This is a genomic window from Haloferula chungangensis, assembly GCF_042664875.1.
Taxonomy (GTDB): Bacteria; Verrucomicrobiota; Verrucomicrobiia; order Verrucomicrobiales; family Akkermansiaceae; genus Haloferula; species Haloferula chungangensis.
This window is the reverse complement of sequence record NZ_JBHTBS010000008.1, coordinates 73,173-91,421: the sequence shown is the minus strand read 5'-3', so window position 1 is coordinate 91,421 and position 18,249 is coordinate 73,173. Positions and strand designations below refer to the sequence as shown.

Here is an 18,249-nt window from a genome sequence, read left to right as displayed (position 1 = left end):
TATCATAGAACCGCCTACTCCGATGTCCGCGAATCCGAACAGTCCTGATCGTCCCTTTCCGCTTGAGCGGACAAGGAACATTGGGATTGCCGCGCACATCGACGCAGGCAAGACGACGCTCACCGAGCGGATTCTGTTCTATACCGGCATGATCCATAAAATCGGTGAGGTGCACGATGGTGCGGCCACCACCGACTGGATGGAGCAGGAGCGCGAGCGCGGCATCACCATTACTTCCGCAGCCGTGACCACCGAGTGGTGGCAGCGTGAAGAGGAAGGGCTCGTCAAGAGCTTCACTGGTGAGAAGCAGCGCATCAACATCATCGATACGCCGGGGCACGTCGATTTCACTGCTGAAGTCGAGCGCTCCCTGCGCGTTCTCGACGGGGCTGTCGTCGTTTTCTGCGGCGTTGCCGGTGTCCAGCCACAGACCGAAACGGTTTGGCGGCAGGCCTCGAAATACAAGGTCCCGCGCATCGTCTTCGTCAACAAGATGGACCGCGTCGGTGCTGACTTCGACGCCGTCTTTGAAGAGATCAAGGAAAAGCTCGGTGCAAACGCCGTGCGTATCCTGATCCCGATTGGCTCCGAAGATGATCTTCGTGGGCAGATTGATGTGGTCAACAAGAAGGCCGTCTACTTTGTTGACGATGCCACCTTTGGTTCGACCTACGAGATCAAGGAACTCACCGAAGAGCAGGCCGCCATCGCCGACCTTGCTTACCAGGAGCTTCTCGAAGCTGTTGTCAGTGTCGACGACGAGCTTGGTGAGAAGTTCATGATGGAAGAGCCGATCAGCCGCGAGGATCTGAAGCTCGCTCTGCGTCGCGCCACCACCTCGAACCTGATTATCCCGGTTGCCGGTGGATCCGCTTTCAAGAACAAGGGCGTTCAGTTCCTCCTTGATGCGATCGTCGACTACCTTCCGAGCCCGCTTGATATTCCCTGTGCCGTTGGCATGAACCCCGATGACGAAGATCAGAAGATCGAGGTTCATACCAGCGACAACGGCAAGTTCTGCTCGCTCGCATTCAAACTCTGGGCCGACAAGTACGTCGGTAAGCTCGTTTTCTTCCGCGTCTATTCCGGCGTCGTGAAAAAGGGTGACACGGTCTATAACCCGCGCACCCGCAAGAGTGAGCGCATCGGCCGTCTGATCCGCATCCAGTCTGACCAGCATACCGACATTGATGCGTGCTACGCCGGCGACATCGCGGCCATGGTGGGTCTGAAAAATGTCCAGACCGGCGACACCATCGCCGCTGTAGGCAACGACGTGGTTCTTGAACCGCCGACTTTCCCTGAGCCTGTCATTTCGATGGCCGTGGAGCCGAAGACCAAGGTCGACCAGGAGAAGCTCGCCGGTGCCCTGGTTCGCCTCTCCGAGGAAGATCCGACCTTCGCCGTCAAGACCGACGAGGACACCGGTCAGACCATTATTTCCGGAATGGGTGAACTCCACCTGGAGATCATCATCGACCGCATCCGCCGCGAATTCAAAGTCGAGGCCAACACCGGTGCTCCGCAGATCGCTTACCGCGAAACCATCACCGGCGAAGCCGACGGTGAAGGCAAGCTGGTCAAGCAATCCGGCGGCAAAGGTCAATATGGTCACGTGAAGCTTCATTTGAAGCCAAACGAGAAGGGCAAGGGCCTTTCGGTCGAAAACAAGATCGTGGGTGGTGAGATTCCCAAGGAATTCCACAACTCGGTGATCAAGGGAGTCGAGCAATCGATGAGCAACGGATTCGTCGCCGGTTACCCGGTGGTCGACGTCCACGTTGATCTCCTCGGTGGTTCCTTCCACGAAGTTGATTCCAACGAGAATGCCTTCACCATGGCTGCGATTTTCGCAATGCGTGATGGCTTCAAGAAGGCCAATCCAATTTTGCTCGAACCCATCATGGGTGTCGAAGTTTCCACGCCTGATGACTACCAGGGCGACGTGATGGGGGACCTCAGTCGCCGCCGTGGTCAGATTGGTGAGATCGTCACCAAGGGCAAACTCGCCGTGGTCCATGCCGCCGTTCCCCTCAAGGAAATGTTCGGCTACTCGACCGCCGTCCGCACACTTTCCTCGGGCCGTGCTTCCTATTCGATGACCCCATCGCATTTCGAGCAGGTTCCTCAGAATATCGTCGAAGAAATCATCAACGAATACTGATCCGATCAGTCACTAAATCTCACTTAACCGCCAACACCTCCTTCGCCATGCAAAACCAGAAGATCCGCATCCGCCTCCGGGCATTCGACCACCGTGCGATCGACCGCTCCGCCCTGGAGATCGTCGAGACAGCAAAACGCACTGGTGCGAAGGTCGCAGGCCCGATCCCGCTTCCTACCCGTATCGAAAAGTTCAGTGTGAACCGCTCCGTCCACGTCAACAAGAAGTCGGCTGAACAGTTCGAAATCCGTACGCACAAGCGTGTGTTGGACATCGTTGACCCGACCGCCCGCACGGTGGATGAGCTCAAGAAGCTCAACCTGCCAGCAGGTGTCGATATCGCCATCCGTATCTGAGTTGCCCCTACCTGAATAACTCAACTTTCTAATCTCTAATCTCTTTTCTAGCAATGTCTCTAGGTATACTCGGTAAAAAGCTCGGCATGACTCGTCTGTTTGACGAGGAGAGTCAGGCCATGATTCCGGTGACCGTCGTCGAAGTTGGCGGCAACACCATTCTCCAAACGAAGACCGTCGAAACTGATGGTTACAACGCCGTTCAGGTTGGTTACAGCGACCAGAAGGAACAGCGCGTTGCCAAGCCGGCACTCGGCCACTTCAAGAAATACGGTTCCGGTCCCAAGCTCCTGGTGAAGGAATTCCGCTTCGCCGATGGTGAAGAACTTCCAACCGAGCACCCCGGTGCCGAGCTTTTCACCGCCGGTCAGTGGATCGACGTGATCGGCACGACCAAGGGTAAAGGTTTCCAAGGTGCGGTTCGCCGTCACGGTTTCGGTGGTCTCAAGATGTCCCACGGTCACATGATGCACCGCCGGACAGGCGCCATTGGTGCCGGTTCGACACCAGGTCGCGTGTGGAAAGGTCAGCAAATGCCCGGTCACATGGGTACTGACAACCGCACCACCCAGAATCTCAAGGTCGTCGCCGTGCGTCCTGAAGACAACGTGATCCTCATCAAGGGTTCCCTCCCGGGCACCAAGGGATCCTACGTTACCGTCCGCCCTGCCAAGAAGAAGCCACTGCCAAGCGCATAAGCTGACTTCATTTAACTCAGAAACGATTTCCGACCATGTCCGCGAAAACTTTCACTGCTGCTGACGCTGCATCCGCCAACATCGTCCTCGCCGATAAAGGCAAGGGCAGCCAGGCTGTGCACGACCTCGTCACCGCCTACCGCGCCAATCGCCGTACCGGCTCCGCCAACACCAAGACCCGTGGCGAAGTCCGCGGTAACAACAAGAAGATCTATCGCCAGAAGGGCACCGGTGGTGCACGTCACGGCGACAAGCGCGCCCCGATCTTTGTCGGTGGTGGCACCGTCTTCGGCCCACGCCCACGCGATTACTCGAAGCACGTCACCAAGACCGTCCGCCGCCTCGCGCTGCGTGCCACGCTCCGTGACATCATCGAGTCCGGCGCCCTCAAGGTGCTCCCCTCATTCTCCATCGCCGATGGCAAGACCAAGAGCTTCGTCTCGACGGTTTCTGCCGAAGCCGATGCCCGCAAGGTGCTCATCGTTGCCAAGAGCTTCGATGAAAACACCTATCTCGCCGCACGCAATGTGCAGTGGGTGGAACTTCGCACCGCTGACAGCGTCAACGTGGAAGAACTGCTTCACGCCAACACGGTGCTCCTCGTCGAGGACTCCCTGGAAACCCTCGCCGCCCGCACCGCTTAACCCTTTCCGTAGAAAGCGCCATGAAGGATCTTTATAAAGTCATCAAAAACGTCCGCGTCTCGGAAAAGGCGACGATGCTCAACGAGCTGAACAATCAGGTCGTTCTCGAAGTCGACCCACGAGCCAACAAGCTTGAGATCAAGCGTGCCGTCGAGCAGCTCCTCGGCAAGAAGGTCGTATCTGTCCAGACCCTGAATCAGGCTGGCAAGTTGAAGCGCCAGCGTCGTGCAGACGCAGGTCGCACAAATCATTGGAAGAAGGCAATCGTCCGACTCAAGGCCGGCGAAACCCTTGATCTTGTTTAATTTTTTAACCGGCTTAACCGCGCAACCCTTTAACGAGCCATGTCTCTCAAAGAGTTCAAACCCCTGACACCGCCACAGCGCTACAAAGTGCTGCCGTCCTTCGAGGAAATCACCAAGAAGACTCCGGAAAAATCCCTTCTCACTCCGCTCAAGCGCAGTGGTGGACGGAACAATACCGGACGTATCACTACCCGTCACATCGGTGGTGGTGCCAAGCGTCACTATCGCTTGATCGACTTCAAACGCCGCAAGCACGACGTGCCTGCCAAGGTGGTAGGAATCGAATACGATCCTAACCGCACTTGCCGCATCGCGCTTCTCCAATATGAGGACGGACAGAAGAGCTACATCCTTGCTCCTTCCGGTCTCGAAGTCGGTGCAACCGTCGTCTCCGGTGACAAGACCGCTCCCAAGGTCGGCAACGCGATGCAACTTCGCAACGTGCCACTCGGAACCGCGATTCACAACATCGAGCTGATCCCCGGAAACGGAGGCAAGGTTGCCCGTGCTGCAGGCCAGCAGGCGATCCTTTCCAACCGTGAAGGTGAGTGGGCCCTGATCAAGATGCCGTCCGGAGAAATCCGCCGCTTCAATGCCAACTGCCTTTGCACCATTGGCACCGTCGGTAACCGCGATCACATGAATGAGGTTTCCGGTAAGGCCGGTCGCTCACGCTGGCAGGGCATCCGCCCGACCGTCCGCGGCATGTGCATGAACCCTGTCGATCACCCGAACGGTGGTGGTGAGGGTAAGTCCAAATCCGGTGGTGGTCGTCAGCATCTTCTCAGCCCATGGGGTCACGCGAAGGGACAGAAGACCCGCAAGCCGAAGAAGCCAACCGGCACCTTCATCATCGAGCGCCGTAAGAAGAAGCGCTAAGCCGCACGCACCAACCTCAAAGAATTACTGAACCATGCCACGTTCCCTTAAGAAAGGCCCCTTCATTGACCAGAAGCTTCTGGCCAAGATCGACAAGGCCATCGAGGCCGATGACAAGAAGCCGATCAAGACCTGGAGCCGCGCCTCCATGATCACTCCTGACTTCGTCGGTCTGAACTTCGCCGTGCACAACGGCAAGACCTTCGTTCCCGTGTATGTCACGGAGAACATGGTCGGCCACAAGCTCGGTGAATTCTCACCGACCCGTATCTTCCGTGCCCACGGAGGTATCGGTAAGAAGTAAGATCAGTCGCCCTACGCATTCTCGTCTCCGCCATGTTCAAAAGCATCGTCATCCGATCCATCGCTACCGCCGCCTTCGGGCTGCTGGCAGGATCAGCGGCGTGCTTTGGCCAGGCGGAGAACTCCGAGCTCGAAAGCATCGTTGGAGAACTCCAGCGCCGCAACAAGGCACTGGAGCAGGGGATTGCCGAAGCCAACCGCGCCGAAAAGGAAGCGTCCGAGCAACTCGCCCAGGTGCGCAGGCACCTCGAGGCTCTTGGACGCGATCTTATCAACGGTGGTGACGAGCGTCTGATCCAGGCTACGGCCGACATTCAGATCCTCAATGAACGCATTTCACGCCTCGAAAGCGGCGCAATGCAACTCAACGGAGTTCTCAACGAATACCTCAGAACAGCGGTTGCCGCTGATCCGGATTCACGACTTCGTTTAGAAACTGCTATGAGGGAGCTTGACGAAGTCCTCGGACTACGCCAGAAGCCCGCCCCCGCAGCTCAAGCTGGAACCGCCAACCGCGCAAAAGTCATGAGCATCGATCCCGAAAGCGGCCTGCTCGTCCTCAATGTTGGGGACGCACAGGGAACTCGGATCGGAACCAACTACCGCCTCTTCCGAGGCGACCAAGCCTATGGCACCGCGATCATTGCCGACGTCCGTCGCTCGATCTCCGGTGCTTTTGTCGAGACTCTCGAGGCCAGCCAAGGCCCCGTAAGACTCGGTGACCTCGCCATTCTAGAAACCGAATAATCCGCCACCAGGCCCCAGCAACCTCCTCACCTACGACCACGATGGAAGTAAAGAGCACAACTAAACACGTCCGCGTCTCTCCAAAGAAAGCACGCGACGTCGCCCGCGCAATCCAGGGACTTCCTGTTTCCGTCGCACTGGACATTCTCACCTTCACACCGAAGAAGTCTGCCCAGCTTATCAACAAGACGCTGAAGACAGCGATCGCCGATGCGGAGAACAATTTCTCCCTCGACGTCGACAATCTCATCGTCAAGGAAGCCATCATTGGTGCCGGACCCACCATGAAGCGCCACAAGCCGCGCGCTCGTGGATCAGCCGGTGCCATCATCAAGCGCACCAGCCACATTTTCATCACTCTCGCCGAGGCTCCTGAGCAGGAAGCTAGAAAGAAGCGCATCAACGTTTCCAAGAAGGCCGAAGCCTGATCCCCAAATCCCGAACACGAATTTCATTATGGGCCAAAAAGTCAACCCCATCGCTTTCCGTCTCGCCGTCAACAAGGACTGGCGTTCCAAGTGGTATGCATCCGGCAAGGATTACACCAACAAGCTTCACGAAGACCTCAAGATCCGTAAGTATCTTTCCGAGCGCCTTCAGTTCGCCGCGATCTCCAAGGTGGTCATCGAGCGTGCCTGGGCCAGCGTCCGCGTTACTCTCCATACCTCGCGCCCTGGTCTGATCATCGGCCGCAAGGGATCGGAAATCGAGCGCATGACCGCGGACCTCAGCAAGGTCTGCAAGGACGCCCAGGTGAAGATCGACATCGTCGAGATCCGCAAGCCTGAGCTTGACGCCCAGCTCGTCGCCGAGCAGGTCGCCGTTCAGCTCGAGCGTCGTATTTCTTTCCGTCGCGCCATGAAGCGTGCCGTGCAGACCGCCATGGAATTCGGTGCTGAAGGCATCCGTCTCCGCGTTGCCGGTCGCCTCGGTGGTGCTGACATCGCCCGTTCGCAGGTTTACCGCGAGGGCAAGGTGCCACTTCAAACCCTTCGTGTCCCCGTCGAGTATGGGTTCGCCGAAGCTCGCACGGTTTACGGTGTGATTGGTGTGAAGTGCTGGGTCAACAAGAAGGAAGGCGCCGATGACGGTCCATCCCCACGTGGTGATCGCAATGATCGTCGCCCACGCCGCCCACGCAACAACGATGGCGGTGGAAACCGTCCGTCACCTGCTCCAGCAGCCCCTCAAGCCTGAATTTCCCTTTAACCAATAACTTTCCAAGGAGGATTAAGCCATGCCATTGATGCCCAAACGGACGAAGTTCCGTAAAACGCACCGCGGAAGCCGAGCCGGCAACGCACAGACCGGGACCACCGTCGCTTTCGGTGACTTCGGTCTCCAGTCACTCGGACGCGGATGGATGACGAACCGTCAGATCGAAGCCTGCCGTATCGCCATCAACCGTTTCCTGAAACGTAAAGGAAAAGTCTGGATCCGGATCTTCCCACACAAGTCGATCACTTCCCGTCCACCTGAAACCCGGATGGGTAAAGGTAAGGGTGCTGTCGAAGGTTGGGTCGCTGTGATCCGCCCAGGCAACATGCTTTTCGAAGTTTCCGGCGTGCCGGAATCTCAAGCCCGCGAAGCCATGCGCCTCGCATCCTACAAGCTCGGAATCAAGACACGCTTCGTCGTCCGCAATCCGCATTCCTGAGCCATAACCGAAACCAATTGCAGCCATGGCCACGACCAAGAACAAGCTCGGCGAACTTACCGCTAAGGAACTCGAAGCAAAGCTTCGCGACCTTAAGGAAGAAGCCTTCAACCTCCGCCTCCAGCAGACCACCGGTCAGCTCGAGAACTCCGCCAGGATCCGCATCGTCCGTCGCGATACCGCACGGGTGATGACCTACCTGAAAGCCCGCCTCAACCAGGCCTGAGCTAACCAATTCATAACCATTTATCTTCCATGAGCGAGACCCAACAGGAATCCCGTCCCCACCTTCGCAAAACTCGCGTCGGCGTGGTCGTCTCCAACAAGATGAACAAGACCCTCGTGGTCGAGCACGTTGCTCGTGTTCCTCACCCACGCTTCAACAAGATCGTGAAGCGTTCCAAGAAGTACTATGTGCACGACGAGAAGGGCGAAGCCCAGATCGGTGACAAGGTGCGCATCGTCGAAACCAAGCCTGTTTCCAAGCTCAAGCGCTGGGCCCTTCAGGAAGTTCTTTCTCACTAAACGCCCGCGCGTTTTTCAACCTCACGCATTTTTCCCGCCATGATCCAAATGGAATCCCTTGTGAAGGTCGCCGATAACACCGGTGCCCGTTCCGCCAAGATGATCGGTGTCCTCGGCAAGCGCTCACGCAGCGCCGACGTCGGTGACATCATCACTGCCCACATCCGTGACTCGATCCCGACCGCTGCGGTCAAGAAGGGCTCGGTCGTCAAGGCTGTGGTCGTCCGCACCGCCGCTCCGATCCGCCGTTCCGATGGTTCGATCCTCCGCTTCGACGGCAACGCAATCGTCATCATCGATAAGGACAACAACCCCAAGGGTAGCCGTATCTTCGGCCCCGTGGCTCGTGAACTTCGTGAAAAGCAATTCATGAAGATCGTTTCCCTCGCTCCCGAGGTCCTCTGAACCGCCAAACGCAGAATTTTCCATGAAGACTCACGTAAAAAAGGGTGACGAAGTCGAAATCATCGCCGGCAATCATAAAGGCAAGCGTGGCACCGTCATGGTGGTCAACGCCGCCAAGCAGCAGGTGATCGTTGAAGGCGCCCGCAAGATCAAGAAGGCCACTCGTCCAACGGAAGCCAACCCGGAAGGTGGCATCCAGGAAGAAGACGGTCCCGTCCATATTTCCAATGTAAAGAAACTGGGCTGAGTTCCTTGGATGGCCGATGGGTCATCCACTGATCGCTGCCCGCGCTTAAGCGTAAAACAAGCGCTGACCCGCTGAAACCAAATGAGTACACCAGTCCTAAAGAAACACTACCAGGAGAAGGTAGTCCCAGCTCTGACCAAGAAGCTCGGCTACAAGAATCCTCATCAGGTGCCCGTCCTCGAGAAAATCGTGGTCACCACCTGCATGGGTAAGGCACCTGACCGCAAGGTCGCCGTTGACGACGCCGTCGCCGAAATCGCCAAGATCACCGGCCAGCGTCCCTCGATCACCTTCTCGAAGAAGGCGGTTGCAAACTTCAAGCTCCGCATCGGTGAGCCGCTCGGAGCCCGCGTCAGCCTGCGTGGCGAGCGCATGTGGGAGTTCCTCTACCGCTTCATCAACATCACTTCACCAAACATCCGCGACTTCCGCGGAATCGGTTCGAAGAGCTTTGACGGCCGCGGCAATTACGCCGTTGGATTCGCCGAGCAGACGATTTTCCCGGAAATCGAACTCGATCAGATCAAGCGCCAGATCGGCTTTGACATCATCTTCGTGACTTCCGCAAAGACTGATGAAGAAGGTCGTGCACTGCTAGCCGAGCTCGGCATGCCGTTCCGTGATCTCAAAAAGGATGACGCCGCCGAAGGTGCCGCTGCCTGAGAACCCCAAGAAACTTAATTAGAAGACACCATCATGGCCGTTCTCTCCGATCCCATCTCCGACTTCCTGACGCGCTTCAAGAATTGCTGCCGCGCCGGTAACGAAGAATTTTCCGCTCCATTTTCCCGAATCAAGGCCGACATCGCCAAGGTTCTCCAGGAAGAAGGATACATCTGGAGCTACGAAGTCGTCACGACTGAGAAGTATCCTGAAATCAAGGTTAAGGCACGCTACGTCGATGGCCGCTCGGTCCTCACCGACCTCAAGCGCGTCTCGAAGCCAGGTCGCCGCGTCTACGCTGGCGCCGATGACATTCCACGAGTCCTTAACGGTCTCGGCATTGCCGTGGTCTCCACTCCGAAAGGGGTGATGTCCGGCATGGCTGCGAAGCGTTCACGCCTCGGTGGCGAAATCATCGCCAACGTCTGGTAAACCCCAACACGAGAAAGGAACAAACTACCATGTCACGAGTTGGAATTAAACCAATCGCCTTGCCAGACAAGGTGAAGCTCAGCCTCGCCGGCCGTCAGGTCAGCGTTGAAGGCCCCAAGGGCAAGCTGGCTTTCGCATTGCCGAACGGCATCAACGTCACTACCGAAGACAACACCGTTGTCGTCGGTCGTGAATCCGAACTTCGCGAACACCGCGCCCTTCACGGCACGGTCCGCAGCCTGGTGAACAACATGATCATCGGCGTTTCCGAAGGCTTCACCAAGGAGCTTGAAATCCAGGGCGTTGGTCTTCGTGCCGCCGTCAAGGGCAAGGACCTCGACCTTGCCCTCGGAAAGTCGCACCCGATCCTTCACCCGATCCCCGCTGAACTCACGGTGAGCGTCGCCGACAACACCAAGATCAAGGTGGAAGGCATCGACAAGCAGCTTGTCGGTCAGTTCGCTGCTGAAGTCCGTAACTATTACAAGCCTGAGCCCTACAAGGGCAAGGGTGTCCGCTACGCCGGAGAACGTGTTCGCCGTAAGGAAGGCAAGAGCGTCGGCAAATAATAACCCGCACCTATCCAAATACTATGAGTCATCTCAATCGCAAGGAAGTGCGCAATCGGATCCATCGCCGGATCCGCAGGAAGGTCCTCGGCACCGCCGAACGCCCACGCCTCGCCGTGCACTACTCGAACCAGCACATCTACGCGCAAATCATCGACGATACCGTCGGCAAGACCCTCGTGTCGGCGTCGACTTTCGACAAATCCGTCGAAAAATCGGCATCGAACGTTGCTTGTGCGACCGCAGTCGGACAACTTGTCGCCGAGCGCGCCAAGGAAGCCAATGTCAGCGCAGTGGTCTTCGACCGCGGCGGCCACCTCTATCATGGTAAGATCAAAGCTCTTGCCGAAGCCGCCCGCGAAGCAGGCCTTAAGTTCTAATTTCCGACCCTATCTGTCATGGTGACAAACGATTCAACTCCCGCCACACCGGCAACTCCCGCCCCGTCTGAAGCTCCGAAAACCGAGCAAGGTGGTGGCATTGGGCCAGTCGCTGGTTCCGGTGGACATGGTAACAACCGTGGAGGTCAAGGTGGACGCTCATTCGGCCAGGGCCGCGGTGGCGGTCGCGGCCGCGGTCGCGAAGAACGCGCTCCGACAATGGTCGACGGTAAGGAAGTGACCGAAAAGGTCGTCTTCATCAACCGCTGCGCCAAGGTCGTCAAAGGTGGTCGTCGCTTCAGCTTCTCCGCACTCGTCGTGATCGGCGACAAGGAAGGCAAAGTGGGTCTCGGCTACGGCAAGGCGAACGAAGTGGCCGACTGCATCCGCAAGGCTTCCGAGTCCGGCCGCAAGCAGCTCGTCAAAATGAACATCGTGGACGGAACCATTCCTCACGAAATTCAAGCCGAGTTCGGTGGTGGCAAGGTGCTTCTCAAGCCAGCTTCTCCGGGAACGGGGATCATCGCCGGTGGCGGTGTCCGCGCCGTCTGTGAAGCCGTCGGTATCAAGAACGTGCTTGCCAAGTCACTCGGTTCCCAGAACCACGCCAACGTGGTGAAAGCGACCCTCAAGGCGCTGACACTGCTCCGCACCCGCGACCAGATCCTCTCAGGTCGTGGCAAGAAGAAGAAAGAGTCGATCTAACCTGAAGACAGAAGACGACAAGACAGAAGAAGGAAGACTGGACTCTTCCAAGAAGATCACCAATCGGATCAAGTCTTCTGTCTTATGTCTTCGAGTCTAACGTCTTAAAGAATATGAAACTTCATACACTCAGCCCGAACAAGGGCTCCAAGCACCGGATCAAGCGTCTCGGTTGCGGTGAAAGCTCCGGTCTCGGAAAGACCTCGGGCAAAGGTAACAAGGGACAGAAGGCCCGCTCCGGCGGTTCGGTTCGTCCCGGTTTCGAAGGTGGCCAGATGCCCCTTCACCGTCGTCTTCCCAAGAAGGGCTTCAACAACCACAACTTCAAGACCACCGTGTCGGTTGTGAACGTCGCCCAACTTGAAAAGTCCTTTGATGATGGTGCCACGGTTAATGAGGAGATCCTTCGTGAGATGGGACTCGTCAGCCGCAACACCGACATCGTCAAGGTTCTTGGCCAGGGTGAGATCAGCAAGAAGCTGACCGTCGCCGTGGACGCCGTTAGCGCCTCTGCTCGTGAGAAGATCGAGAAGGCCGGCGGCAAAGTTGAGACACCTGCTTCCGAGTAAGTGTCCGGCGAGGCCTGAATACCTGAATTGTTGAGGAAGCGATTTATCGCTTCCTTAACGCGTTAATACGAGCACCCCCTTTTTCGACCTAGCATACACCCATGATCTCCGCATTCGCGAACACCTGGAAGGTTCCCGAACTCCGTGACCGCATTCTCTTCACGCTCGCCATGATCGTGATCGTGCGCCTCGGCGTCCATGTCACTCTGCCCGGCGTCGATGCCTCTGTCATCGATGCATGGATGGAAGCGGCGAAGAAGAATCAGAGCGCTGACGAAGCCGGTGGCTTGCAGGCGATTCTGGGGATCTTCTCCGGGGGAGCGCTGCAGCAGGCCGGTGTCTTTGCGCTGGGTATCATGCCGTACATTTCGGCATCGATCATGGTGCAGCTGATGACCGCTGTGGTTCCAAAGCTCTCACGTCTCGCTCGCGAAGACGGGGGACGCCAGAAGATCACGCAGTATACCCGCTATATTACGATCGGTATTGCACTGGTTCAGGGGGTTTTCGTGGCCCGCTCACTGCTCGACCCCGATAGCATTCCCTACATGAACGGCATTGGTGCCGTCATGCAGGATCTTGGCCGGGATCTTGTCCCGGATCCATCGATGGCATGGCAGGCCCTGACGGTTCTAACCATCGTTGCCGGCACGCTGCTTCTGATGTGGATCGGTGACCAGATGACCGAGCGCGGAATTGGTAACGGCACGTCGATCATCATTACGGTCAACATCATTGCCGCCCTTCCTGGTGCGCTTCTTCAGACTTGGCAGTATTTCGTTCAGCGCGAAGGAGCCAGTTCCTTCGAAGTGATGATGCTGGTTGTCATGATCGCCATGCTTCTGATCGTGATCGCTGGAACCATCGCCATCACCCAGGCCCAGCGCCGGATCGCGATCCAGTACGCCAAGCGCGTGGTCGGTCGCAAGCAGTTCGGGGGTCAGACTCAGTATTTGCCGCTCAAGGTGAACTACGCGGGGGTGATGCCGATCATTTTCGCCACGGCAGTTCTGACGCTTCCGACGATTATCCTGACTCAGGTTTTCCCAACGGCTTCGTGGGCGATCACGATGCGTGAAGCGCTGCTCGGTGGCACTTGGTATTACGTGCTCGCTGCGGTGCTGATCTTCTTCTTCTCCTACTTCTGGGTGGCGACGATGTTCCAGCCATCCCAGATTTCGGAAGACCTGAAGCGCAATGGAGGATACATCCCGGGCGTGCGTCCAGGTAAGCCGACTGCGGACTTCCTCGACTTCACGATGACCCGCCTGACCTTTGCCGGCGCGATCTTCCTGACGCTGATCTTCTGTGTGCCGCTTGCCGTTGGTGCGATCGTCGGACTTCCTCCGGGATCGATGGTGCTGCAGTTCTTCGGTGGCACCAGCTTGCTGATTCTTGTGGGTGTGGTGCTTGACGTGATGCGTCAGGTCGAAACCCACCTCCTTCAGCGCCACTACGATGGCTTCCTGCGCAAGGGTAAGCTCAAGGGTCGCTACGATCGCCTGTCCCAAGGCAGCACCGGTCCGACCTCCAGCACGGCGATTGTCTACCTGTGGGCATTGATCGGATTGCTGTTGGTGATCGGCGCAGTCGCTTGGTTGGCCAAGTAAGGTCATGGGGCCGAATCTTATTCTCCTTGGACCTCCAGCGTCTGGAAAGGGGACGCAAGGTCGGCGTCTGGCCAACTCCTTGAATCTGCCCTACCTCAGCACCGGTGCGATGCTGAGGGAAGCGGTTGAGAACGGTACGCCCGCCGGCAAGGAGGCGGAACCCATCCTCGAGCGGGGCGGCTACGTGTCGGACGAGTTGATGGGTTCAATCATGGAGCCATGGTTTAAGAAGCACCGGAAGGGATGGGTCCTCGATGGATTTCCAAGAACCATCGCGCAAGACGACGATCTGCGCCGTTGGTTGGCTGAAGCCGGGACGCAGGTGGATGCGGCCATTTCTCTCGAGGCCCCGAAGGATGTTCTCGTCGCCCGGATTGAGAGTCGGGTGGAGTGCCCTGATTGCCGCTGGTCCGGACAAACAGGTGATCTCGGAAAAGGAGATCGATGTCCCAAGTGTGGTGGCAGGGCCGGGGCACGAAGTGACGATACGCTCGAGAACTTTCTCTCCCGCTTTGACGAATTTGCGCTTCACACCTTGCCGGTGATTGAGCGTTATGCCTCGGTCGGCGGTTTGATCCGCTGCGACGCGACGGCGCCGATGGACACGGTGACGCATGCGCTATTGAAGAGTGTCCAAGCAATTATTGAAGATGGCCAGAAGGCATAAGATCCGAATCAAGACACCGCAGGAGATCGATAAAATGCGGATCGCCGGTGGGGTTGCCAGCCAGATTCTTCAGGAGCTGGCCAAGGCGGCGCAACCTGGGAGGACAACCGGTGAAATCGATCAGCTCGCAGCAGATCTGATGCGTGAGCACGGCTGTAAGAGCGCCTTTCTCGGCTATCGGGGTTTTCCCGGGCAGACTTGCATTTCTGTGAACGAAGAAGTCGTGCATGGCATCGGCGGAGAACGCCGGATTCAGCCGGGTGACATCCTCAAGATCGATGTCGGCATCGTGAAGAACGGTTTTATTGGCGATAACGCGACGACGGTCGCGGTCGGCGAGATTCCAGTCGAAACCAAGCGCTTGCTGAAAGCGACAGAGGAGTCGCTTTACGCAGCGATCGACAAGGCTCGCGCAGGCTTGCGATTGGCGGAGCTTTGCGGCGCGGTGGAAGCTCATGTAAAGCCCCTGGGTTTTACCGTGGTGAGGGAGTTTGTGGGTCACGGTGTGGGTCGCGAACTTCACGAGGAACCGCAGGTGCCGAACTACCGACCGCAGGGAAAGACACCGATTCTTGAGCCGGGAATGATTCTGGCGATTGAGCCGATGGTAAACCTTGGAAGCGGCCGTGTGAGGATTCTTGACGATGGCTGGACGGTGATTACCGAAGACCGCAAACCCTCCGCGCACTTCGAGCACACGGTGCTGATCACCGATGGTGAGCCTGAGCTGATGACCTATCGCCCGAAGGAGGCGACTTCGGAAATCCTGGGGATTTGAGGACGACTGAGAGTCGGCACTACCTTGGAGCGAATGGGTCGTTTGGATCGCGAGCTCATTCTTTCTCCTCCAGCCTGGTTCGGTTGACTTTTTCCCGATTTTCTAATTGGATGAAATAGTCTCTGGCTTTGGCATGGGTCCCGGAGGAAAGATCAAGATTGTCGGCTAGTTCCCGGACCTTCTCATATGAATGGTTTGGTGCTTCGAATGAGGGCCAGTTATTCATAATGTCTTCTTCTCCCCTCGGACGTGTGGATTGGACGAATTTCAGAAACAATTCTTCACGAATGGCGGTGTCTTCAATGAATGGAAGGATCTCAAGGTAAGAGGTGTTCTGAGGTGTGAGGGCGGATGAAGTCAGTTCATCAAGTAAGACTCGAGTCAGGCGATAATCGCCTTTCGATGACAGACTTCCAAGGTGCCTTATGAGCGCCTGATCTTCTTCTCCGAAGAGTCGACAGACGAGCTCATTCTCGAGCAATCGGGAAACCTCAGATGTCGAGAGGTGATCGATTGGTAGCAGGGTCTCATCAAATGGATCTTCCGAGCCTTTGAGAAATTGCTTTGTGGGCGCGTTTCGTGTGAACCACGCCATAGCTGCTTCGGCATCATCTCGATACCATCTCCCCGCAAGTTTCACCCACTCCCATTCACGGATCTCAATATTCTGTTCCGAGGCAAAAGCCAGAGCTTCGCTGGTCAAGGCATCCCAATCATGGACAGTGGCGACACCGTCAAGATACCCCCGGAGCTTCCAGATAAAATGCGCTTTGGTTTCGGAGCTGAGAACCGCCTGCCACGCTTCGGTCGGGTTCGATACTGCGAAAGAGGCAAAGATGTCAGGGATGGTCGTGTTGTCGTCGACGATTCTCTCGACTTCCGGGTTGGCCAGATCTTCGAGGAATATATGGAATGCGAGAGCAGGGTCGGTAAGGGCAATTCCGGAGATGATTTGGTGGTAGAAATCGTAGATGTAATCCTCCATCGCATGCCGCTTGGAATTTGTAGAACTGGAGAACATTCCAATACTCGCCGCCTTTTCGATAACCATTGCCCGAGCAATTTCCGGCTCTCGTGATCCCCAGACCCGGTACATTGCTTGAATGTATCCCCATAATCCGAGGTCCCTTTCTTCAATCAGATCGATGAGAGCGCGAATGTCGCCCGTTTGAATTGTGGAAACTTCTGCGACTGAGAACTTCCTCCACATTTCGTGTCCGTCGTGAAATCCCAGTGAGGGGTTTATTGAGTGCCAATCGTCGGAGGCTGATTCAAGTCGTCGAATGATCGCCACCAGCCGTGGCTCGATGTCCTTGTATTGCCCGGAGTCCTGAGTCGCGGTTTCCCGCAGCCTGGGAGTGATGGCACGAGAGTCGTCATTATAGGGGGAATCGTCCCTATCGAAGATCAGTGTTCTGATCGAAAATAGAAGCCCGATGCCTAGGAAGAGAAGCACGGTCCAGAATGTCGCCCTACCTTTTGCCATTGAAAGAAGTTACCGCGTTGGAACAACAAGCCAAGAGGGGAGTGGTGTATTTCATTTTCCGTCCGAAGACTTGGCCAAGGATGAAAGTGCCCCGGCAGGGGTCGGCGGTCTATAGCCGCTGAAACCAGGGGTTGTCGGCGCGACTGAAAGTCGCCATTCCTGATCGTGCGCTTGATGAAAGAGCCACTCCGTTGACATGTCTGCCGATTTGCGGCGGTATCGGTTCATGATGAAAAGAGCTCGATGGCTTTGGGCCTTTGCCGTGCTGGGTGGATTGGCTTGGGCCGACGAGTTGGACGTTCCGGAAGCGGGTGCCGATACGCCGTCGCTTCTGATGCCGATGGGGCCTGATGATGTGTCGAGCATCCCCGAAGTCGGGGAGAAAATGGAGGAGTTCATCGCGGCGAAGGAAATTGCGGGTTCGGTGACATTGCTCGCGGACAAGGAGGGCATCCTTCATCTCCAAGCGAATGGTTTTTCGAATATCGAGACGAAGACCCCGATGGATGGGGACGCGCTGTTCTGGATCGCGTCGATGACCAAGCCAGTCACGGGCACTGCGGTGATGATGATGCAGGAGGCGGGTTTGCTATCCGTCGAAGATCAGGTTTCGAAGCACCTGCCGGAATTCAGGAAACTGAAGGATGCCAAGGGAAAACCGGTCGAGGTGACGATTCGGCAGCTGCTGACCCACAGCTCGGGGCTTTCGGAGCTTTCTCCGGAGGAGGCGCGAAGGATCACGACATTGGCGGAGCTCAGCCAGTTGGTGGTGGAGAAGCCGGTGCAGTTCGAACCGGGATCGAAGTGGAAGTACTGCCAGACAGGAATCAATACCGCCGGGCGAATCGTTGAGGTGCTATCGGGACAGAGCTTCCCGAAATTTCTTGAAGAACGGCTCTTCGGGCCGTTGGGAATGAAGGATACGACCTTTTATCCAACAGAGGCGCAGGCGAAGCGATTGGCGACGAGCTACCGTCTAACAGATGGAGGTGTTTTGGAGGAGGCGGAGGTCTACATGCTCGGTGGTAAGTTGCCGACTGATCGCAATCGCTACCCCATGGCCAATGGTGGTTTGTTTTCGACAGCAAAGGACTACGCGAGGTTTTGCCGGATGATCCTCAATGGTGGGGAACTGGCGCGGCGTCGCTACCTGAAGCCGGAGTCGGTGCAGCAAATGACGACGGTCCAATCCTGGGATCTGGAAACGGGTTTCACGCCGGGAAATGGATGGGGGCCCGGCTGGTGCGTTGTTAGAGAGCCTCAGGGCGTTTCGAGCGTCCTTTCGCCCGGCTCGTTCGGGCATGGGGGAGCCTATGGCACCCAGGCATGGATCGATCCGACCAAGGAACGCATCTACCTCCTGATGGTGCAACGGGCGAACTTCAAGAACTCGGATGATTCGCCGGTGAGGAAAGGATTTCAGGAAGCGGCAGCGAAAGTCGAGTGAGGATGCGCCGCTC

General features: G+C 57.0%; 26 protein-coding genes. 25 read left to right on the top strand and 1 reads right to left on the bottom strand.

The genetic code is table 11. From position 1 onward, the window contains the following. The first annotated feature begins 22 nt into the window (after positions 1-22). From fusA to map, 24 genes are all read left to right on the top strand, one after another. Positions 23-2,164 carry an elongation factor G gene (gene fusA / locus ACFQY0_RS15210; protein ID WP_379713978.1) on the top strand — a complete coding sequence of 714 codons (2,142 nt, stop codon included), beginning with the start codon at positions 23-25 and terminating at the stop codon, positions 2,162-2,164. A 47-nt stretch (positions 2,165-2,211) separates the two neighbouring features. Beyond that, the gene (gene rpsJ / locus ACFQY0_RS15205) at positions 2,212-2,520 is read left to right on the top strand and encodes a 30S ribosomal protein S10 (RefSeq protein ID WP_379713976.1); all 309 of its coding nucleotides are present in this window, start codon (positions 2,212-2,214) and stop codon (positions 2,518-2,520) included. Between the two features lie 53 nt (positions 2,521-2,573). Further along, on the top strand, positions 2,574-3,218 hold the full coding sequence (gene rplC, locus ACFQY0_RS15200; protein WP_379713974.1) for a 50S ribosomal protein L3: 645 nt from the start codon (positions 2,574-2,576) through the stop codon (positions 3,216-3,218). Positions 3,219-3,253: 35 nt separating this feature from the next. Then, on the top strand, positions 3,254-3,862 hold the full coding sequence (gene rplD / locus ACFQY0_RS15195) for a 50S ribosomal protein L4 (RefSeq protein WP_379713972.1): 609 nt from the start codon (positions 3,254-3,256) through the stop codon (positions 3,860-3,862). A gap of 20 nt (positions 3,863-3,882) precedes the next feature. Next, positions 3,883-4,167: a 50S ribosomal protein L23 gene (rplW, locus tag ACFQY0_RS15190; RefSeq protein WP_379713970.1), complete on the top strand. Its 285-nt coding sequence runs from the start codon at positions 3,883-3,885 to the stop codon at positions 4,165-4,167. A 39-nt stretch (positions 4,168-4,206) separates the two neighbouring features. After that, complete coding sequence (gene rplB, locus ACFQY0_RS15185; protein WP_379713968.1) at positions 4,207-5,046, top strand: 50S ribosomal protein L2; 840 nt, start codon at positions 4,207-4,209, stop codon at positions 5,044-5,046. 34 nt (positions 5,047-5,080) lie between these two features. After that, entirely contained in the window at positions 5,081-5,350 is a 270-nt protein-coding gene (gene rpsS / locus ACFQY0_RS15180; protein WP_379713966.1) for a 30S ribosomal protein S19, read from the top strand. Between the two features lie 32 nt (positions 5,351-5,382). Next, on the top strand, positions 5,383-6,096 hold the full coding sequence (locus ACFQY0_RS15175) for a hypothetical protein (RefSeq protein WP_379713964.1): 714 nt from the start codon (positions 5,383-5,385) through the stop codon (positions 6,094-6,096). Positions 6,097-6,137: 41 nt separating this feature from the next. Then, a complete protein-coding gene (gene rplV, locus ACFQY0_RS15170; RefSeq protein ID WP_379713962.1) occupies positions 6,138-6,524 on the top strand; it encodes a 50S ribosomal protein L22 in 387 nt (128 codons plus the stop codon). Positions 6,525-6,552: 28 nt separating this feature from the next. Next, positions 6,553-7,293 carry a 30S ribosomal protein S3 gene (gene rpsC / locus ACFQY0_RS15165; RefSeq protein WP_379713960.1) on the top strand — a complete coding sequence of 247 codons (741 nt, stop codon included), beginning with the start codon at positions 6,553-6,555 and terminating at the stop codon, positions 7,291-7,293. Between the two features lie 40 nt (positions 7,294-7,333). Next, on the top strand, positions 7,334-7,753 hold the full coding sequence (gene rplP, locus ACFQY0_RS15160) for a 50S ribosomal protein L16 (RefSeq protein WP_379713958.1): 420 nt from the start codon (positions 7,334-7,336) through the stop codon (positions 7,751-7,753). Between the two features lie 25 nt (positions 7,754-7,778). Continuing rightward, positions 7,779-7,979 (top strand): 50S ribosomal protein L29, encoded by a 201-nt coding sequence (rpmC, locus tag ACFQY0_RS15155; RefSeq protein ID WP_379713956.1) that lies wholly within the window; start codon positions 7,779-7,781, stop codon positions 7,977-7,979. Positions 7,980-8,008: 29 nt separating this feature from the next. Continuing rightward, positions 8,009-8,278, top strand: a complete 270-nt coding sequence (rpsQ, locus tag ACFQY0_RS15150) for a 30S ribosomal protein S17 (RefSeq protein ID WP_379713954.1) — start codon at positions 8,009-8,011, stop codon at positions 8,276-8,278. Positions 8,279-8,317: 39 nt separating this feature from the next. Next, entirely contained in the window at positions 8,318-8,683 is a 366-nt protein-coding gene (gene rplN, locus ACFQY0_RS15145; RefSeq protein WP_379713952.1) for a 50S ribosomal protein L14, read from the top strand. 22 nt (positions 8,684-8,705) lie between these two features. Beyond that, a complete protein-coding gene (gene rplX / locus ACFQY0_RS15140; protein WP_379713950.1) occupies positions 8,706-8,930 on the top strand; it encodes a 50S ribosomal protein L24 in 225 nt (74 codons plus the stop codon). 81 nt (positions 8,931-9,011) lie between these two features. Next, positions 9,012-9,593: a 50S ribosomal protein L5 gene (gene rplE / locus ACFQY0_RS15135; RefSeq protein WP_379713948.1), complete on the top strand. Its 582-nt coding sequence runs from the start codon at positions 9,012-9,014 to the stop codon at positions 9,591-9,593. A gap of 33 nt (positions 9,594-9,626) precedes the next feature. Further along, a complete protein-coding gene (gene rpsH, locus ACFQY0_RS15130) occupies positions 9,627-10,025 on the top strand; it encodes a 30S ribosomal protein S8 (RefSeq protein ID WP_379713946.1) in 399 nt (132 codons plus the stop codon). Between the two features lie 29 nt (positions 10,026-10,054). Next, a complete protein-coding gene (rplF, locus tag ACFQY0_RS15125) occupies positions 10,055-10,594 on the top strand; it encodes a 50S ribosomal protein L6 (protein ID WP_379713944.1) in 540 nt (179 codons plus the stop codon). A gap of 23 nt (positions 10,595-10,617) precedes the next feature. Next, positions 10,618-10,974, top strand: a complete 357-nt coding sequence (gene rplR / locus ACFQY0_RS15120; RefSeq protein ID WP_379713942.1) for a 50S ribosomal protein L18 — start codon at positions 10,618-10,620, stop codon at positions 10,972-10,974. A gap of 18 nt (positions 10,975-10,992) precedes the next feature. Continuing rightward, a complete protein-coding gene (gene rpsE / locus ACFQY0_RS15115) occupies positions 10,993-11,679 on the top strand; it encodes a 30S ribosomal protein S5 (RefSeq protein ID WP_379713940.1) in 687 nt (228 codons plus the stop codon). Positions 11,680-11,792: 113 nt separating this feature from the next. Then, entirely contained in the window at positions 11,793-12,248 is a 456-nt protein-coding gene (gene rplO / locus ACFQY0_RS15110; RefSeq protein WP_379713938.1) for a 50S ribosomal protein L15, read from the top strand. Positions 12,249-12,349: 101 nt separating this feature from the next. Beyond that, complete coding sequence (secY, locus tag ACFQY0_RS15105; RefSeq protein WP_379713936.1) at positions 12,350-13,858, top strand: preprotein translocase subunit SecY; 1,509 nt, start codon at positions 12,350-12,352, stop codon at positions 13,856-13,858. Between the two features lie 4 nt (positions 13,859-13,862). Continuing rightward, positions 13,863-14,525 carry an adenylate kinase family protein gene (locus tag ACFQY0_RS15100; protein ID WP_379713934.1) on the top strand — a complete coding sequence of 221 codons (663 nt, stop codon included), beginning with the start codon at positions 13,863-13,865 and terminating at the stop codon, positions 14,523-14,525. Beyond that, on the top strand, positions 14,509-15,303 hold the full coding sequence (gene map, locus ACFQY0_RS15095; RefSeq protein ID WP_379713932.1) for a type I methionyl aminopeptidase: 795 nt from the start codon (positions 14,509-14,511) through the stop codon (positions 15,301-15,303). The genes ACFQY0_RS15100 and map overlap by 17 nt, the downstream gene beginning before the upstream one ends. Before the next feature lie 55 nt (positions 15,304-15,358). On the opposite strand, the gene ACFQY0_RS15090 is transcribed toward map, so the two are convergent. After that, positions 15,359-16,513 (bottom strand): hypothetical protein, encoded by a 1,155-nt coding sequence (locus tag ACFQY0_RS15090; protein ID WP_379713930.1) that lies wholly within the window; start codon positions 16,511-16,513, stop codon positions 15,359-15,361. Between the two features lie 502 nt (positions 16,514-17,015). Between ACFQY0_RS15090 and ACFQY0_RS15085 the strand changes: the two genes are divergently transcribed. Beyond that, a complete protein-coding gene (locus tag ACFQY0_RS15085) occupies positions 17,016-18,236 on the top strand; it encodes a serine hydrolase domain-containing protein (RefSeq protein WP_379713928.1) in 1,221 nt (406 codons plus the stop codon). Positions 18,237-18,249 lie beyond the last annotated feature (13 nt).

What these genes read in the sequence shown, in the direction of transcription:
- rplO (WP_379713938.1), top strand. Translation starts at nt 11,793, where the DNA reads ATGAAACTTCATACACTCAGCCCGAACAAGGGCTCCAAGCACCGGATC.
- rpsS (WP_379713966.1), top strand. Translation starts at nt 5,081, where the DNA reads ATGCCACGTTCCCTTAAGAAAGGCCCCTTCATTGACCAGAAGCTTCTG.
- rplF (WP_379713944.1), top strand. Translation starts at nt 10,055, where the DNA reads ATGTCACGAGTTGGAATTAAACCAATCGCCTTGCCAGACAAGGTGAAG.
- rplB (WP_379713968.1), top strand. Translation starts at nt 4,207, where the DNA reads ATGTCTCTCAAAGAGTTCAAACCCCTGACACCGCCACAGCGCTACAAA.
- secY (WP_379713936.1), top strand. Translation starts at nt 12,350, where the DNA reads ATGATCTCCGCATTCGCGAACACCTGGAAGGTTCCCGAACTCCGTGAC.
- ACFQY0_RS15085 (WP_379713928.1), top strand. Translation starts at nt 17,016, where the DNA reads ATGATGAAAAGAGCTCGATGGCTTTGGGCCTTTGCCGTGCTGGGTGGA.
- ACFQY0_RS15090 (WP_379713930.1), bottom strand. Translation starts at nt 16,513, where the DNA reads ATGTGGAGGAAGTTCTCAGTCGCAGAAGTTTCCACAATTCAAACGGGC.
- rplE (WP_379713948.1), top strand. Translation starts at nt 9,012, where the DNA reads ATGAGTACACCAGTCCTAAAGAAACACTACCAGGAGAAGGTAGTCCCA.
- rpmC (WP_379713956.1), top strand. Translation starts at nt 7,779, where the DNA reads ATGGCCACGACCAAGAACAAGCTCGGCGAACTTACCGCTAAGGAACTC.
- map (WP_379713932.1), top strand. Translation starts at nt 14,509, where the DNA reads ATGGCCAGAAGGCATAAGATCCGAATCAAGACACCGCAGGAGATCGAT.
- rplW (WP_379713970.1), top strand. Translation starts at nt 3,883, where the DNA reads ATGAAGGATCTTTATAAAGTCATCAAAAACGTCCGCGTCTCGGAAAAG.
- rplV (WP_379713962.1), top strand. Translation starts at nt 6,138, where the DNA reads ATGGAAGTAAAGAGCACAACTAAACACGTCCGCGTCTCTCCAAAGAAA.
- rpsH (WP_379713946.1), top strand. Translation starts at nt 9,627, where the DNA reads ATGGCCGTTCTCTCCGATCCCATCTCCGACTTCCTGACGCGCTTCAAG.
- rpsC (WP_379713960.1), top strand. Translation starts at nt 6,553, where the DNA reads ATGGGCCAAAAAGTCAACCCCATCGCTTTCCGTCTCGCCGTCAACAAG.
- fusA (WP_379713978.1), top strand. Translation starts at nt 23, where the DNA reads ATGTCCGCGAATCCGAACAGTCCTGATCGTCCCTTTCCGCTTGAGCGG.
- rplD (WP_379713972.1), top strand. Translation starts at nt 3,254, where the DNA reads ATGTCCGCGAAAACTTTCACTGCTGCTGACGCTGCATCCGCCAACATC.
- ACFQY0_RS15175 (WP_379713964.1), top strand. Translation starts at nt 5,383, where the DNA reads ATGTTCAAAAGCATCGTCATCCGATCCATCGCTACCGCCGCCTTCGGG.
- rplC (WP_379713974.1), top strand. Translation starts at nt 2,574, where the DNA reads ATGTCTCTAGGTATACTCGGTAAAAAGCTCGGCATGACTCGTCTGTTT.
- rplR (WP_379713942.1), top strand. Translation starts at nt 10,618, where the DNA reads ATGAGTCATCTCAATCGCAAGGAAGTGCGCAATCGGATCCATCGCCGG.
- rpsE (WP_379713940.1), top strand. Translation starts at nt 10,993, where the DNA reads ATGGTGACAAACGATTCAACTCCCGCCACACCGGCAACTCCCGCCCCG.
- rplP (WP_379713958.1), top strand. Translation starts at nt 7,334, where the DNA reads ATGCCATTGATGCCCAAACGGACGAAGTTCCGTAAAACGCACCGCGGA.
- rpsQ (WP_379713954.1), top strand. Translation starts at nt 8,009, where the DNA reads ATGAGCGAGACCCAACAGGAATCCCGTCCCCACCTTCGCAAAACTCGC.
- ACFQY0_RS15100 (WP_379713934.1), top strand. Translation starts at nt 13,863, where the DNA reads ATGGGGCCGAATCTTATTCTCCTTGGACCTCCAGCGTCTGGAAAGGGG.
- rplX (WP_379713950.1), top strand. Translation starts at nt 8,706, where the DNA reads ATGAAGACTCACGTAAAAAAGGGTGACGAAGTCGAAATCATCGCCGGC.
- rplN (WP_379713952.1), top strand. Translation starts at nt 8,318, where the DNA reads ATGATCCAAATGGAATCCCTTGTGAAGGTCGCCGATAACACCGGTGCC.
- rpsJ (WP_379713976.1), top strand. Translation starts at nt 2,212, where the DNA reads ATGCAAAACCAGAAGATCCGCATCCGCCTCCGGGCATTCGACCACCGT.